The organism is Paenibacillus sp. Aloe-11 (assembly GCF_000245715.1).
In the GTDB taxonomy this organism is placed as follows: domain Bacteria; phylum Bacillota; class Bacilli; order Paenibacillales; family Paenibacillaceae; genus Paenibacillus; species Paenibacillus kribbensis.
The window spans coordinates 661708-676336 of sequence record NZ_JH601056.1 but is presented as its reverse complement, the minus strand read 5'-3'; the positions used below and the strand labels follow the sequence as shown (position 1 = coordinate 676336).

The 14629-nt window shown below is 35.2% G+C and carries 18 protein-coding genes and 1 pseudogene; 18 read left to right on the top strand and 1 reads right to left on the bottom strand.

Annotation, left to right across the window (positions count from 1 at the left end; translation table 11 throughout):
* Positions 1–83 precede the first annotated feature (83 nt).
* The 8 genes from WG8_RS16605 (at position 84) to comI (ending at position 6272) form a co-directional block, all read left to right on the top strand.
* A complete protein-coding gene (locus WG8_RS16605; RefSeq protein ID WP_043891132.1) occupies positions 84–308 on the top strand; it encodes a helix-turn-helix domain-containing protein in 225 nt (74 codons plus the stop codon).
* Between the two features lie 176 nt (positions 309–484).
* Positions 485–784, top strand: coding sequence for a hypothetical protein (locus WG8_RS16600; protein WP_043891131.1), 300 nt, complete (start codon positions 485–487; stop codon positions 782–784).
* A gap of 18 nt (positions 785–802) precedes the next feature.
* Positions 803–1063, top strand: a complete 261-nt coding sequence (locus WG8_RS16595) for a hypothetical protein (RefSeq protein ID WP_043891130.1) — start codon at positions 803–805, stop codon at positions 1061–1063.
* 150 nt (positions 1064–1213) lie between these two features.
* Positions 1214–2602, top strand: coding sequence for a hypothetical protein (locus WG8_RS16590; protein WP_043891129.1), 1389 nt, complete (start codon positions 1214–1216; stop codon positions 2600–2602).
* A 160-nt stretch (positions 2603–2762) separates the two neighbouring features.
* Positions 2763–3752: a HEPN domain-containing protein gene (locus WG8_RS16585; RefSeq protein ID WP_043891128.1), complete on the top strand. Its 990-nt coding sequence runs from the start codon at positions 2763–2765 to the stop codon at positions 3750–3752.
* A gap of 156 nt (positions 3753–3908) precedes the next feature.
* Positions 3909–4931: a HEPN domain-containing protein gene (locus WG8_RS16580; RefSeq protein ID WP_043891127.1), complete on the top strand. Its 1023-nt coding sequence runs from the start codon at positions 3909–3911 to the stop codon at positions 4929–4931.
* A 177-nt stretch (positions 4932–5108) separates the two neighbouring features.
* Complete coding sequence (locus WG8_RS16575; RefSeq protein WP_043891126.1) at positions 5109–5831, top strand: hypothetical protein; 723 nt, start codon at positions 5109–5111, stop codon at positions 5829–5831.
* Positions 5832–6179: 348 nt separating this feature from the next.
* Entirely contained in the window at positions 6180–6272 is a 93-nt protein-coding gene (comI, locus tag WG8_RS27450; protein WP_007431380.1) for a competence inhibitor ComI, read from the top strand.
* Between the two features lie 424 nt (positions 6273–6696).
* Here the strand turns inward: comI and WG8_RS16570 are convergent, their stop codons facing one another.
* The gene (locus WG8_RS16570) at positions 6697–7122 is read right to left on the bottom strand and encodes a hypothetical protein (protein ID WP_007431379.1); all 426 of its coding nucleotides are present in this window, start codon (positions 7120–7122) and stop codon (positions 6697–6699) included.
* A 479-nt stretch (positions 7123–7601) separates the two neighbouring features.
* On the opposite strand from WG8_RS16570, the gene WG8_RS16565 reads away from it, so the two are divergent.
* From WG8_RS16565 to WG8_RS16520, 10 genes and pseudogenes are all read left to right on the top strand, one after another.
* A complete protein-coding gene (locus WG8_RS16565; protein WP_052310869.1) occupies positions 7602–8660 on the top strand; it encodes a DUF5677 domain-containing protein in 1059 nt (352 codons plus the stop codon).
* A gap of 187 nt (positions 8661–8847) precedes the next feature.
* The gene (locus WG8_RS16560) at positions 8848–9297 is read left to right on the top strand and encodes a GNAT family N-acetyltransferase (protein ID WP_043891188.1); all 450 of its coding nucleotides are present in this window, start codon (positions 8848–8850) and stop codon (positions 9295–9297) included.
* A 280-nt stretch (positions 9298–9577) separates the two neighbouring features.
* Complete coding sequence (locus WG8_RS16555; protein WP_007431378.1) at positions 9578–9835, top strand: hypothetical protein; 258 nt, start codon at positions 9578–9580, stop codon at positions 9833–9835.
* The gene (locus tag WG8_RS16550) at positions 9825–10196 is read left to right on the top strand and encodes a retropepsin-like aspartic protease (RefSeq protein WP_007431377.1); all 372 of its coding nucleotides are present in this window, start codon (positions 9825–9827) and stop codon (positions 10194–10196) included. The genes WG8_RS16555 and WG8_RS16550 overlap by 11 nt, the downstream gene beginning before the upstream one ends.
* Positions 10197–10438: 242 nt before the next feature.
* Entirely contained in the window at positions 10439–10876 is a 438-nt protein-coding gene (locus tag WG8_RS16545) for a nuclear transport factor 2 family protein (RefSeq protein ID WP_043891125.1), read from the top strand.
* Positions 10877–11077: 201 nt separating this feature from the next.
* Positions 11078–11818: a toll/interleukin-1 receptor domain-containing protein gene (locus tag WG8_RS16540; protein WP_043891124.1), complete on the top strand. Its 741-nt coding sequence runs from the start codon at positions 11078–11080 to the stop codon at positions 11816–11818.
* Between the two features lie 179 nt (positions 11819–11997).
* Positions 11998–12696 carry an HNH endonuclease gene (locus WG8_RS16535; RefSeq protein ID WP_043891123.1) on the top strand — a complete coding sequence of 233 codons (699 nt, stop codon included), beginning with the start codon at positions 11998–12000 and terminating at the stop codon, positions 12694–12696.
* A 284-nt stretch (positions 12697–12980) separates the two neighbouring features.
* Complete coding sequence (locus WG8_RS16530; protein WP_232289113.1) at positions 12981–13313, top strand: hypothetical protein; 333 nt, start codon at positions 12981–12983, stop codon at positions 13311–13313.
* Positions 13314–13503: 190 nt separating this feature from the next.
* Positions 13504–13870: pseudogene (locus tag WG8_RS16525) on the top strand (YdeI/OmpD-associated family protein); the annotation flags it as partial.
* A 185-nt stretch (positions 13871–14055) separates the two neighbouring features.
* Positions 14056–14343: a hypothetical protein gene (locus WG8_RS16520; protein ID WP_157136335.1), complete on the top strand. Its 288-nt coding sequence runs from the start codon at positions 14056–14058 to the stop codon at positions 14341–14343.
* Positions 14344–14629 lie beyond the last annotated feature (286 nt).

The following is a 14629-nucleotide window of genomic DNA, read 5'->3' as shown; positions in this document are numbered from 1 at the left end:
ATTTGACTTTGTAGAGTTAAATCTTTGCTTTTCGTTGATGATTACTGATATGGGAGATAAGATAGAATTATGGAGGGGAAAAGATGACCGTAATCAAGTGCAATATAAGGGAACTCATGGCAGAACATCGAATAGATGATATAACAGAATTGATGGCGAAATCGGGATTGAGTCGGAATTCAATTAATAAGCTATATAGGGAAACGAATCTAGAAACAACAAAGCTGGAGACTTTATTCAAGCTTTGCGATACATTTAACTGTAAATTATCTGATTTGATTGAATATCTACCTGGAGATCATCAATAGTGAGGGCAGATTCAAGAAGTGAATCCGGTGTATAACATAATATTCAAGCAGCGGCTTCTTCGGAGCCTTGGTCTACGGGATGGATTTCGAGAGGGATTTCAGTAGACAACCCCTGACGGGGCTCATGAATACAGAAACGTTATATGAAATACACTCTATTAGTTGAGGTGAAATAAATGAATAACAATTCAAGTAAAAATAAGATCCAGATGATATTTTCTTTATTGGTTTTGTCATTGTTATCATATCTATTTTGGCTTTTTATTACTTGGCTTATATCGGTGTTTAATGGACTACAGAAAGAAGTTGCTGCAGCTCTTATTGCAGCATCCGCGACAATTGTAGTGTCAGTTTTATCAGTAGTTGTAGCAAAGTATTATGAAAAGAAGAGAGCAATCGAATTAGAACATAGAAGTAAAAAAATACCTATTTATGAGGAGTTTGTTGAATTCTTATTTAAACTCTTAATGAATTAAAAACTTGAAGGAAATCCTATGACTGAGCATGAAATGTTAAGGTTTATGAGTGGCTTTACTCAAAAACTGTTAATTTGGGGTTCTGATGATGTTGTACTGCAGTGGTCAAAATATAGGAACATGTTTGTAAATGAAGATAATCCAGATACTATGAAGACAATGTTACAGATGGAGCAATTATTAATTGCAATTAGGAAAGATACTGGTCACAAGAATAAGGAACATAAGAGGGGAGATATTTTAAAGCTCTTTATTAATGATGTTGATAGATATCTCTAAGGAGTAAATGTACTTCATATAACATAATATTCAAGCTGCGCCTCCTTCGGAGCCTTGGTCTGTGGATGGATTTCGGGGAGGAATTTCAGCAGACAACCCCTTCGGGGTTCATGAATACAGAAACGTTAGATGACATAAAGGAGAATAAATATGGAAAAAATAGTTTTCAGCCAGATTACATATGCTTATGAATTCACAAATATAGAGATCTTTTTCAAATATAAAAATATGACTTTTTTTAGTACTGATAACCTTACAAGCGTTTATACAGACAATGGTGCTTCTCAAGCAAGAGAGTTCAAATTGAATTGCATTACTAGTATTGAAGAGCACGAAGGGATAAATGAAAGTAACAGATACAATAGAGCAAGCATACTTACAGTACTTGGAGTTATTTCTTTTTTCGTGGGAATCCCATTAACGGTTTATCATAAAATAAAAGGAGAAGATACAATAATACCGAATAATTCAATTTATGAGAAACCTTTAAAATTAATTATTGAAAATGAAGATTATACGCAACAATTAAAATCTGTGCTAGAGAAGTTAGAATCTGATGAAGAGATTGTAGTATCTTTATTAGACCGTTGGAGAAAAGCTAACTATTTAGTAAATGAAAGTGTTGATGCAAATCTCTACCACGATGAAGCCATTCTCAGTTATTTTCATATAATAGAATTAATTTGTGAAATCTATTCAAAAGGTTTACGAATCGATCTAGAAGAAAATATAAAAGGGTATGTTGAAGAGTTTTATAAAAAACATTTCTTTTTCAATGAAAATCAACTTGAGTCACAAGTCAATTCAGTGAAAAAAGTCTTTACTGAAGTTTTGATTGGCAGAGACTTGGCATTGTCACATAAAATTAAATTTGTTCTAACTAAATTCAATATGTTGAATCCTTTTGTTGAATATTTTATAGACTCTGTAATAAAAACAAGAAATGCTATTGCTCATGGTAGATTTACATACCAAGAAAAATTATCTTGGCCTTTACCGCCATTTTTTTTCATGTCTAATGAATCGTTTGAAATATTAGACTCCTTAAATTTTCTTACAGCTAGATTGATTAGCTGTTATTTAGGGATTGAATGTTGGAAAAAGGATTGGGAAGAAGTGGATAAAGATTTAATGCCGCCTGATAAATTGCTAGAAAAATTTTTGACAAATGTTGCGGAATTTCCCGAATTGAATTGCGTAAGTATTAATGAACCAAATCAGTACCATATTACATGGAGGTCAATTTTCAAACACTATGTAAGTAATCCTAAAAAGTTCAAAATAGACAAAATTGAAATCGCTCTAAAAAGCTTATTTATGAATTGTACAGTGAACGAGTCTAGCGCCGGTGATTTATTTAATATATCTGTGATCTTAAGTGACTCAAAGGACGAGGAAATTCAAAATACAGCTATAAAGAACATAGATTTGATAGTTCAAAATAGGTGGTATGCTTGGTCTAATAAAAGAGATATTTATAGTTATTTAGAAAAAATGAATGTTCCACCTATCTGGTATCTAAGTTATTTAAAGCAGTAAAGATAATTACGTCATCTAACATAATATTCACGCTGCGGGCATACGCCCTGGGTCCGGCAGGAGCCGGACACCTCGGCATTCGCCGAGGTCGTGAATACAACAACGTTAGGTGAAATTAATTACTTAATTCTATTTCTAATCAAAGGAGTATGATTGCACAATGAGTTTTACTTCAACAAGTATCCTTCCAGACGATGCATCCTATAATAAATTAATAAATTTAATAGATTTATTAGGTTACATAAAGCAGAGAAACGAAGTTAAAATTGAAGGTCTACTAGCAAGTTATTTTTGGTATCAGCATCAAAATTATAGATCGTATGTTGGAGTCGAACTTTATATTTATAGAGAAAACGGCGTTATTTCAGTTGACACAAGAACTAGAGCGGGGAGAAGTTATTGGGATCTTGAACATCAAAATAAAACTATTAAATATATAAAAGATTATTTTAAAGGAAGCTTTTCGACGGACGAAGGGAAAAATCGTTATTTTATAATGGATGAGGAAGTTCCTACTGAGTTAGAAGCAGGATTATTTATTGCTAGATGGACTTATAATAATGCTCTTATTAAACCTAAGATATATTTGAATTCAAGAAATTTACAAGGTCAAATTGCAAGGCCAGATTCTACAGGTATTGTGTATATGGATGAATTGAATCCAAGGTTCTTCTCGAATAACTTATTAATACCTTACTTAGTAGCAATTTGGGAAGAATATTTAAAGACATCATTTATTGTGCTGTTGAAATATACAGATAATAGAGACAAGATTTTTAAAGAAGCACGATTTTCAGTAAATAATCTGAAAGATATCTTTGCTGGAAAAATGTCAATTGAAGAAGCTTTAGTTGAAAAGTTTTCATTTCAGAGGCCTAGGATAATCGCTGAAAATTATAAAAAGCTGGATGAGAAACTAGATATATTTACTGTGTTAAACAAACCTATTTCAAAGAGAAAAATACCTCTTTTCGATTCTATTGAAGAAATTATTGAATTAAGGAATGCTTTTGTTCACGAAGGTGGAATGGACTTAAGTATTACTGACAAAAAACTTAAAGTCATCATTAAAGATTTTGAAGTTGCGGTAGATAGAATTTACGATAGATTTGGAACTTATTATAATTTTGAACCTAGTAGAGATTTTTAATGTGAAGGACGTAATTAACTTCACCTAACATAATATTCACACTGCGGACATTCGTCCTTGGTCCGGCGAGAGCCGGACACATCCGACTGCGTCGGACGTCGTGAATACAGGAACGTTATATGACATTACCGCAATAAATTCCCGGAGGAGATCAAGATGCAGTTCTTATATAAAATTAATATTGCCAATTTAGGTATTCATGATAGCGACTATAGGGAATATTTACGTGATCTTTACTCCTCGTCTTTAGCCCCAGACAATTGGACACATAAAGATATAGACTTCTTCTACGATGGGCAAAGATATCAGGTGTCCATAGATTGGAAAACTGCCATAATTGATATCAAAGACCATGTAGACAAAGCTATGTTCATAGATGAAGCTTTTCAACTTTATGAAGAAGCAGAGGGGTATAGTAGTCTGCAGGAATTTTTAGAGGATCAAGTTGTAAATCATAAAAGTAAATCTTCTTTCTCGCTTATTGTCGAAACAACAGAAAACAATGAGAAAGAAGTTGATCAAGTGATTTTTAATTTATCGCAACACATTTTTTTGGTCGCAAATTTATCTTGTCCAGGCATTGTAGATTTTTATGCAGCAACATTAACACCAAACAATGAAGATTTAAAACTAAGTAAGCATACGTTCGAAGAAAGTCTGACAGAGAGTTTTTACAGAGGATGGCCCCAAATGGGTTCAATACCTTTCAATATTACTTTCGAATGGTACAATAAACTCGGTGTATGGAGCAAGGATATTGCAGCTACAAGTATTGAGAAGGCATTGTTTGCAATCATGAGTTATTGCGCTGAGGAGAAATTGAATCCTTCTCGATTAATATGGATTGCGCATGCAATTGAGGCGTTATATGAAACTCCGCATTCAGGTATTGTGAACTCACTCAGAGAAAGAATTGCAATATTTTTGGACATTGTTGAAAAGAAAGAATTTAAGAAGAAATTGAATGATTTTTATGAATATCGTAGTAAGTTTGTCCACGGAGGTTTACCAATTGCAATACCTAGTATTGATTTTTTTGACGAAGCTCACGGGCACTACTTTAATAAATTATTTGAAGTCGAGAGATTTGGATTAGCCATAATTATAGCAACACTTCAAAAACTAATACTTAGTAACTGGACAAAAATCACTTTTTCTACAACCTATACAGGAGAATGAATTTAGACTATTCGAAGATGGGGGTAAATCATATAACATAATATTCACGCATCGGACATACGCCCTCGGTCCGGCAGAAGGATTTCGGGGAGGCAGAGGCAGCCGGACACACTTGGCATACGCCAAGCGTCGTGAATACGGGAACGTTAGCTGAAATATTGTGGGGGGATTACAAACATGACAAATAATAATAATATTTTGAATTTCATTTTAAAGTGTAAAGAAATTTATTTTGTTATCCCTGTAATAATTTATATTATAGGCTTTCTTTGTTCACAAGGAAGTTTTAGTGCTATAAACGGGACTATATTAATTTCGGATATTGCATTCCCTATATATCCATTTAATTTTGAAGTATATCTTTATAAGGGGCTATTTATTTCATTTGGACTTTTACTGCCATCCGTTTGGTTTGCAATCTTATTACTTGAATTTATTAACAAATTTGGCGAGTATCAATTAAAAACGGGGTTCTTCATTATACTAGCTTCAGTGCTTTTTCATTCAATTTCAATTTGGATTTATCAATTGAGTAAAGAATATATGGGTAGCCACTTATACCAATTGTATTTATTTCTCTATTTTGTTTTTTACTTTTTTTTATTGATTTATATTTTTTCTTCTGCCCGAGCTAGCACAAGCAATTATCGTAGAATTAACTTTTTTATATCTTCTACTTTTCTTGTAATTTCGTTGTGTGCAAACATTTATTGGGTTGGACAAATTACAGAAAGCAACAAAATATCGAACTTTTTGGATGGACAAGCAGTAAAAAAAATGCATATAGAAACTGACAAAGAGACCTACGATTTATTAATTTATGATATTAATAAAGATTTGGCTACTGGTATTGATAAGAGCAGAAATACTATCACTATACCAATGGACAAGATTAAATGAATGAAAATAATAAATTGAAAGTAGAATCAGGGAAGTCACAATACTCCAGCTAACATAATATTCACGAGGCAGGGCCATACGGCCCTTGGGATTGCACGAGGTTAAGAAGCAAGGAAGTGGACTCAGGCAATCAACCCTGCGAGCCTAATTCTTCGACCCGTTCGCTGCGCTTACCTAAGGCTCTCGGGTTCGTGAATACAGGAACGTTATACGCAACACACATAGATGAAAGAAAGAAAATACAAGAAAGCAGATAAGAACGCTTGTGCGCAGATGTAAATACAGGTAAAATATAGATACAATTGAATCTTGGGTGGGTATGGTTTCCCTTCGAAAGGAGGTGAAACCATGGAAGTGAAAGATGCGATGACTCTTATGCTGTTATTCGGAACATTCATTCTTGCACTTTTAACTTACATCAATAACAACAAGAGAAAGTAAAAACCCACCCCAAGGTTGACCGCCAAAGGTGGGTTTTTATTCCGAAAGCTTTAAGAAGGGATAAACCATCCAAGCCAATTGTACTGACCAAGTGTTGACGCACTTGGTCTTTATTTAAGATTATGATAACACATGAGAAAAGATGAATCAAAGAAAAAATTAGATAAGTGAAGTGAAAAGCAGATTAGTAAGCAACCTCGAAGAAGCATTTCCATCATATAATATCATATTCAAGCTGCTTCTCCGTTGGAGCCTTGGTCTGCAGATGGATTTCGGAAATGAGCAAAAGCAGCCCATCCTCTGACGAGGAACGAGCTGCTTATTACTTTTCTATCTCTTTTTCCATTTTCCCGAGGAACTATTCCCTCAAAATTGAGGTTTTTACAGATATATCATTCAAGTTATGAAAATTGAAAATATGGTATTAGGTTCTTGTTTTAACAGCTAATCCACTAAACGATACAGGTCCAACAACATCGGCTCTTGTATTTGCAGTAAGGTTTTCTGCTGTGACTGTGTAAACATGGGCACCGGCTTTTACATTTCTATCTTCCGCCTGGAACGTAACTGCATAATTTTGTTCAGAACCAGCAGATTCGATACCTTGTTGGGTGTTGAAAATCTCTCTTCCATCGCGGAAGATTCTAAAGAGTATTTGCGCAATGCCAGTGACACCTCGAACACCCGCAGTTGCTACTAAATCTACCCGATTAGGTTGAGAATTGACTGGAATCCGTAAAGTGATTGTTGCAAGGAGAGATCTTGCTGGTGAACGTCGGATAGTAAATGAGTTTGCTAAGTTGAATCTACGGCGCGGTTGTACGGCAGCTTTATCAAGAATACGTACCAAAATATCAACTCCTCTTGTTTGATATCTCCATGATATGTTGGACACAAAGAGAATGATTGGACAATTATGTAAGATACTTTGTTTTGAATCAAATACATTGAACAATGGTAAAGAGCGAATTACAGGTGGTGGTGAATAATTGTAAGGGGACGTACAAGAAATCCTAACCTACTACGTATTTCATGACTGTAACGTTACTAAATAATTATTATCCACCAGGAGCGCCTCAGCAGACATAGAAGGATGTTACGGGAAACGATAGTTAAAAAATGATTTTGTATTTCGAAGAAGGCGCTGACATCCTATAACATAATATTCGCGCTGTGGCCGTTGGCTCTTGATCTGCCAGAAGTTCTTTCGAAGAAGAGGAGTCAGGCAGATACATCCATTCCCCTAAGATAGGAACTATCTAAGGGAAATGGACGTCGCGAATACGAGAACGTTATACTCAATTGCTAAAAGCGAAAGGGTTGAGAATTATGGAGCAAGATTGGCTTCTAAAATCACTGCATGCGGTTTTTCAAGAAAATCCAAATTTTGACCTGGATGAAGAGGAGCTTGAATCATTAATTAGCAAAGTAATTGAAAATACTCTACCTGAGACTGCGACATTATTGTTAAGTTCTCTAAAGGCTGATTCAATGGAGATGTTGGAAGAACATCGATTATTTAGAACTGAGTTTGAGGCACGATTGCAAAGAAGATGGTCAAAACCAATTAACTTGCTTGAAACCTTAATAGTTATTTCAAGTGAGGGAGGGGAAGCATGCTTTAATAGTTGTTATGAAGAAGCTAGGGAGGAGAATAATATTGTCTTTGAAGTGCTTGTGAAGATTCACGCACGAGCATGTCAAATTTCTTATGAAATATTAAGTTTATTGAGAGGAGGATTTGCTGATGGAGCATTGACTAGGTGGCGAACTCTTCACGAATTATCAGTGCTCGCTTTTTTTATAAATCAAAATTCTAATGAAGTGGCGAAAATGTATTTAGAGTATGAATATATTGAAAGATACTATGAGATGTTGGAGTACATCCGGCATGCACCAAGATTGGGATATGAGGAATTATCTAAAGAAGAAATTGATGAAATAACTGAAATGAAAAATAACCTGGTTACTAGATATGGATCAGACTACGAAAAGCCATTCGGATGGACTATGAACGTTCTCCCAAAGAAGGAAAGGAACTTCAAAGGCGTAGAAGAGAAAATTCAGCTTGACTACTTGAGACCATTTTACAAACTCGCGTGTAATTATGTTCATTTAGGGCCGAAAGCAAGTTCGTTTTCATTAGGGGTAATGCAAGGAAGCAGTGTAATGTTAGCTGGGGCATCAAACTATGGATTAGCAGATCCAGGTCAGAATACATGTGTATCGTTGACTCAAATTACGACTTGTTTATTAACTATATACCCTTCATATGAAAGATTGATCATAGCCAAAGTCATGTCTCTACTTGTTGAAGAGATATGTGAGTTATTTGTAGAGGTTCAAAAAAATATTGAATATGAGGAAATGGAAATTGATTACGATTAAAAGTAATTCAATGAAGTAAGCAACTGCGTATAACATCATATTCAAGCTGCGCCTCCGTTGGAGCCCTGGTCTTACAGGGGGATTTCGGAGGTAGATTTCAGCAGCAACCCCTTTGGGGTTCATGAATAAAGAAACGTTAGACGAACCTGTGCAAGGAAAAAATAAAAAGACAATGGAGGTATGTTTGGTGCTGACATTAGAAAAAGCTAGAAAAAATGATGCACAAAAACTTGCTGAAATACAAAAGGCCAGTTTTGAGGATGAATCAAAGCATTTTAATAATAACGAAACCGTTGGGTCAATAGGATATGACTCCATAAGTTGGCAAGAAGAGATGATGCAAAATTGTGAATATTTCAAGGTACTCTTTAATGGAGAAATAATAGGGGGAGCTATGATATTTGTAGAATGCAATCAAGTGCATAATCTAGGAAGAATCTTTATTGATCCAAATTTTAAAAATCAAGGAATTGGAACGAAGGTAATGGAGAAAATTGAAAATAAATTTCCAGACAGCACTGAATGGTGGCTGGATACTCCTAGCTGGAGTGTCAAGAATCATCACTTCTATTCAAAGTGTGGGTTTACTAAAGTTAGAGAAGAAGGTGACTTATACATTTTTGAAAAGACTTTATAAACTTATTTTTTGTGGCTTAATCAGGGATGGCACAATTATCGCATAACATAATATTCAAGCAGTGGCTCCTTACGGAGCCTTGGTCTACTGGAAAGATTTCGAGGAGGCATTCGGCAGACACCCCCTCCGGGGTTCATGAATACCCAAACGTTATATGAAATCGGTGGATAATAAAAAGGGTGTTCAAAATAAAAAAGATATATTGCGAACGCTCGACTATAAGTATGATAAAATCGAGATAGAAAGAAGGAATAGGACGAAATTGTAGGAGGTAAAACGAATGAAATGGCAAGAAGTAAGAGAATTGTTTCCTGACCAATTTGTTCTGGTTTCCATACTTAATTATCGTGAGGAAGGCAACAAAAAAATAGTAGATGAAGTTGCACCGATTCGCACAATATCAGAAGAAGATGCTAATAAAGAGTTTTTTCAAGCAAAGCCTGGAAATTTAGTGTACCATACTTCAAATCAAGATTTTGTGATTCATCTTCGTAGGGATCCATTAATGAGAGTGAGACGTAATAGTGATGAAAATTAACTATGACGGAAAATTAATTACGACGTCACTTACTGTAACATTCAGAGGAAGAGTTTTGAGAATAGATGATGTAATTATAGATACAGGATCTTCACATACTATAATTAGTCCTGATATTTTAGAGAAAATCGGTGTGACCTACGAAACAGGGGATTCAATATATGAAGCATATGGGATCGGCGGAAGCATTCCATTCTACACAAAGATTATCGACAGGATTGAAATAGGTACAAGTAGCTTTGAAAATATAGAAATAGATGTAGGCATACTGCCTAAAGATCATAAAGGGCTACTCGGATTGGATATTCTGAAACAACAAAATTTTATTATCGACTTGAAAACATTAGAATTACGTGTATGACTTTTGGAGAAAGAATAAAGTTAGTAAAATCGAAGATGCCGTCGAAATCATATAGCAATGCATCTATGCTGTGGGGCATTGACCCCTTGGTTATCAGGTGTCACGCACAAAAGCATATTCAGACAACACAGGACCCGACCTAAGATAAGAGCTATCTAAGGTCGGGTTCTGTCATAGATATAGAAACGTTATCTACAATCAAGGTAATGAATGTAACCTAGCAATTCAGGGGAGGGCTTTCTTTGAATCGAAATCAAGCATTTAGAATAATTGGTGAATACTTCGAATCATGGATTAAGAAAGACACTGAAATATTTAATAAGGTTATACATGATGCAGCTATAATAAGGGAATGTACCGGTGCAGTCATGGAAGGAAAAAATGAATTAGTAAACTGGTTCACTCAATGGAATAACAGTGATAATAAGGTTGATTGCTGGGAAATCAAAGAAATAGGATTTGATGAAGCAAGTGAAGCAGCGTTTGTTGAATGGAGATTCAAGTGTTTATATGATGCTCAAGAATATGAATGGGATGGGGCTAGTATAGTATATTTCAAAGATTCTTTAATAATTGAACTAAATGAGTATAAAATGAAGCAAAATAAGTTTTTTCCTTACAGAAGCGTAAAAAACAAAGAAAGTGCAAGGGAATACAAGGATGGACTTGACGGCAGATAACAAAGTAAGTATTCTCACTGCTGGCCTGACTGTCCTTGGTCTGCCTGAGGCATTTCGAGAAGCGAAATCAGGCCAGACAACCCTGTAAGGCTAAGTGGCGGAGCCACCCTTCGCTTGTGTGGCTTAACCCTTTTTCAGGTTCGTGAATACAGAAACGTTATTTGAAATCGTGGTGAAGATAGAAAAGGAGAGGACTTATTAATGCTATATTACGGTTCATCAGTTTTTATTAAAGCTGGGAAATTCAAAGGCCGGGTTGGTTATTTAGATGATGACGATTTTAGAGATTCAGGCAAGCATATTGGATATGTGTGTGTAGGTAATCCCCTCTACGCTAATGAATACGAGATCCCAATGAAAAATTTGAGGGAAGTTACAACAGAAGACTTATTAAGAAGACAAGGTGAAATTGAACAGATATTATTTGATATAAAATATTCAAAAGTAAAAGTAAAGGATGAGAAAACTAAAACAGATTTGCTAACGGAATTTATTTTTATTGAATCATTATTTTCGGATAGATATTTTAAAACGAGGTTATTATCAAATAGCAATGTAAGAAAGGTTTTCATCTCACATTCTTCTAAGGATAAAATCATGGCTAGATTAATAGCAACTGATTTAGCCGCAGCAGGACATAATCCTTGGTTAGATGAATGGCGTATTAAAGATGGTGAGTCAATTCCGAGAAGTATAAGTATTGCTCTGAAAGAAAGTGAATATGTTTTGGTAATTCTATCAAAAAGCTCTGTAGAATCAAGGTGGGTTCAAGAAGAATGGTACTCTAAATATTGGGATGAGATCGAAACTGGAATGGTAAAGGTTGTCCCGATATTAATTGAAGATTGTCAGATTCCCGAACTATTGAAGGCAAAAAAATATGCTGATTTTAGAGGTGAATATAGTAAAGCTCTTAGAGAACTTCTATTAGGATTAAACTAATTGAATTGTTTATGTATCTTAGAGAAGATTTCGACATCAGATAACATAATATTTAAGCGGCGGCTCCTTTTGAGCCTTGGTCTGCCAGGTGGATTTCGGAGAGGTATTTCAGCAGACAACCCCTTTAGGGTTCATGTACAAAAACATTAAGCGAAATTAATCGATAGGAGAAGATTTCAGTGGCTTTTTCAGAGAAGATTAAATTAGAAGCAAAAAGAAAAGCATGTTTTAGATGTGTTATATGTCATAAATCATTTGTTGAAATACATCACATAATTCCACAAGCGGAGGGCGGAAATGATACTATTGAGAACGCTGCTCCATTATGTGCTTCATGTCACGATCTTTTTGGAGGGAATCCGAATAAACGTAAACAAATAAGAGAGATGAGAGACCATTGGTTTGAACTCATGGAAAGAAGAGCTGATGGAGAAATTAATATCTTGGAACCAATAATGGAAGATCATCAAAACATAAATATGTTAAAAAACAGCGGGGTAGCGATATATCATGTTGTTTATGAGCATGAGGACTTTGATACTTCGGCTAACATAATAGTAAAATTACTACAAAATGCTCAGAAGCAGAGTCCAAATCAGAAACGATATTTGTATCTTGATATTGAGGGCCATAAAAACAGTAAGGGCGGCTTTGATCATGATATGTTTGAATTACAAAAGGACTTTGCTTTGGGGTTTTTAATGCAATACTTTACGAAAATTTCTATGCCATTAGTTGGTGTCAAGAATAATAGACTTCAAAGAAATGATGTCCCCCAGGAATTTAAAATATTTAGTGATGAAGAATTATTGATTAAAAAATTAAAGAAAGAATCAGGTAAAAAACATTTTATAGTGTATCCGTCCGAAGTTGATTAACATCGTCTAACAGAATATTCAAGCTACGGATCCTCTGGAGTCTGGGTCTGCGAGGTAGATTTCGAGGAGGAATTTCAACATACAACCTCTAACGAGGTTCATGAATTCAGAAACGTTAGCTGAACCAATGCAATTATAATAAAACAATATGGGAAGTGAAGATATTGAGGTATTCAGACCTATACAATCTTAAAGACATATATTTAGATAAGATATTCGAGACAAAAGATAACCATCTACGATTACTTTTTAGTAGGAGTAAGACAAATAGAGTTGCAGAGACAATGACAATTGGAAATATCGAAATTAATGAGTCCTACTCAATTGATATTGATGTAACATTGCCACAAATTCAAATGGATTTTGAATGGTATATCGGATATTCAGTAAGAAACGAAAGCTATACAGTTTGGGACGATTATGAACAATTTGATGGTAAGATTTTTAGAGTTTATAGTAAGTCTAGGTATTTGGATTTTATCAAAATAAGCACAATAGCAACTGATGATTATCCAGGACCATATAAGCATTATGGAATATCTTGTTCGAATCATATAATTGATATTGTTTCAACATCAGATCCAATAATAACTGAAGTTGCAAGAGAATTATTATGAAAGTAACTCAGGAAGTCGTCGATATCACATAACATCTTATTCACGCTGCGGGGTTTGGCGGCTTCTTGGTCTGCCCGAGGAATTTTCAATGAATGAACCTAGGCAGACAATCCTGTGATCCTAACCGCATCACGGCCGCCTCGTTGGGGCTTAAGGTTCTCGGGTTTGTGAATACAGAAACGTTATACGCAATGGTATTCTAGTCAAACCTGGGGAGGATACGCAGGCGGGGCGCCAGATTCGGTTCACCAATGTTCGAGAAATAGTTGAGATGGAAACCATCTTGAAAGCCTATATTGTTGAAGCCGTGGAAGTGGAAAAAGTCGGTTTGAAAGTGGATTTTAAAAAGAGTACAGAACTCATTATTCCTGAAGAATTTCAAGCTAAATTAGATGAAAATTCTGCCTTGAAAACTGCTTTTGATGCATTGACGCCGGGACGGCAAAGAGCATACATTATGTATTTTTCTGCACCCCAAACAATCCAAAACTCGGGAGTCAAGGGTTGAAAAATGTATGCAGGACATTCTCAATGGAAAGGGATTAAATGATCGGTAAATATTTTTTGAACTCTCTCCGCTTTGCTCCGAGCCACGTTGCACTCTCGGCATTGCCTAGCCTCGAGGCGTACAACAGCGACTATACGGAAAGCTCGTTGTACTTCGCTTCCCAAAATTGGCTTCCCCAACTTCGTATATTCGCAAACGTTACCTTAAATTGACCGAAGGGAATAAAAAATGAGGATGAAGGATAAACCGATACTAAGTATTATAGGCTTGGGATTATTCAGCCTGACACTAGTGGAGCACATTTGTTTTAAAGCAATAAGAACAATGGATGTAGGGATGGGTATATTATTATCTCTAATAAATGCCTTATTATTAATCTTTACATTGCTATGGGGAGTATTGGGTGTGACAGAATTTTCAAGAATAATGAGTTGGATTGAGAAAATAAAGAAAAGAGAAGCGAACGGAGAAATAAATTTAAATGAACACAAGAAAAAAATAAAAATATATCTATTTTTATAAACGTAACTTATTTATTACTAGTTATATGTCAATTGGGCTATGTCATTTATAGATGGGATGAGGTGAACGTATAGTATATTATGCAGCAGACCAATTGTCAGAGCGTAGAAAAAGTCAGCTTTGGAGTTCTGTAGAAGATTGCTTTGATCGCTTTAGCCTGTCCGAGCTGTACCCATCCGCTTCATTTATTTCTATATTCCCTCAACTCTCAAGAAACTATTTTCACTCTATTCAAGTTGATTTTTGTTGACTTTTGAACAAAGCAAATATACTGCCGTAAGCCTAA

What these genes read in the sequence shown, in the direction of transcription:
- WG8_RS16605 (WP_043891132.1), top strand. Translation starts at nt 84, where the DNA reads ATGACCGTAATCAAGTGCAATATAAGGGAACTCATGGCAGAACATCGA.
- WG8_RS16600 (WP_043891131.1), top strand. Translation starts at nt 485, where the DNA reads ATGAATAACAATTCAAGTAAAAATAAGATCCAGATGATATTTTCTTTA.
- WG8_RS16595 (WP_043891130.1), top strand. Translation starts at nt 803, where the DNA reads ATGACTGAGCATGAAATGTTAAGGTTTATGAGTGGCTTTACTCAAAAA.
- WG8_RS16590 (WP_043891129.1), top strand. Translation starts at nt 1,214, where the DNA reads ATGGAAAAAATAGTTTTCAGCCAGATTACATATGCTTATGAATTCACA.
- WG8_RS16585 (WP_043891128.1), top strand. Translation starts at nt 2,763, where the DNA reads ATGAGTTTTACTTCAACAAGTATCCTTCCAGACGATGCATCCTATAAT.
- WG8_RS16580 (WP_043891127.1), top strand. Translation starts at nt 3,909, where the DNA reads ATGCAGTTCTTATATAAAATTAATATTGCCAATTTAGGTATTCATGAT.
- WG8_RS16575 (WP_043891126.1), top strand. Translation starts at nt 5,109, where the DNA reads ATGACAAATAATAATAATATTTTGAATTTCATTTTAAAGTGTAAAGAA.
- comI (WP_007431380.1), top strand. Translation starts at nt 6,180, where the DNA reads ATGGAAGTGAAAGATGCGATGACTCTTATGCTGTTATTCGGAACATTC.
- WG8_RS16565 (WP_052310869.1), top strand. Translation starts at nt 7,602, where the DNA reads ATGGAGCAAGATTGGCTTCTAAAATCACTGCATGCGGTTTTTCAAGAA.
- WG8_RS16555 (WP_007431378.1), top strand. Translation starts at nt 9,578, where the DNA reads ATGAAATGGCAAGAAGTAAGAGAATTGTTTCCTGACCAATTTGTTCTG.
- WG8_RS16550 (WP_007431377.1), top strand. Translation starts at nt 9,825, where the DNA reads ATGAAAATTAACTATGACGGAAAATTAATTACGACGTCACTTACTGTA.
- WG8_RS16540 (WP_043891124.1), top strand. Translation starts at nt 11,078, where the DNA reads ATGCTATATTACGGTTCATCAGTTTTTATTAAAGCTGGGAAATTCAAA.
- WG8_RS16530 (WP_232289113.1), top strand. Translation starts at nt 12,981, where the DNA reads ATGACAATTGGAAATATCGAAATTAATGAGTCCTACTCAATTGATATT.
- WG8_RS16520 (WP_157136335.1), top strand. Translation starts at nt 14,056, where the DNA reads ATGAAGGATAAACCGATACTAAGTATTATAGGCTTGGGATTATTCAGC.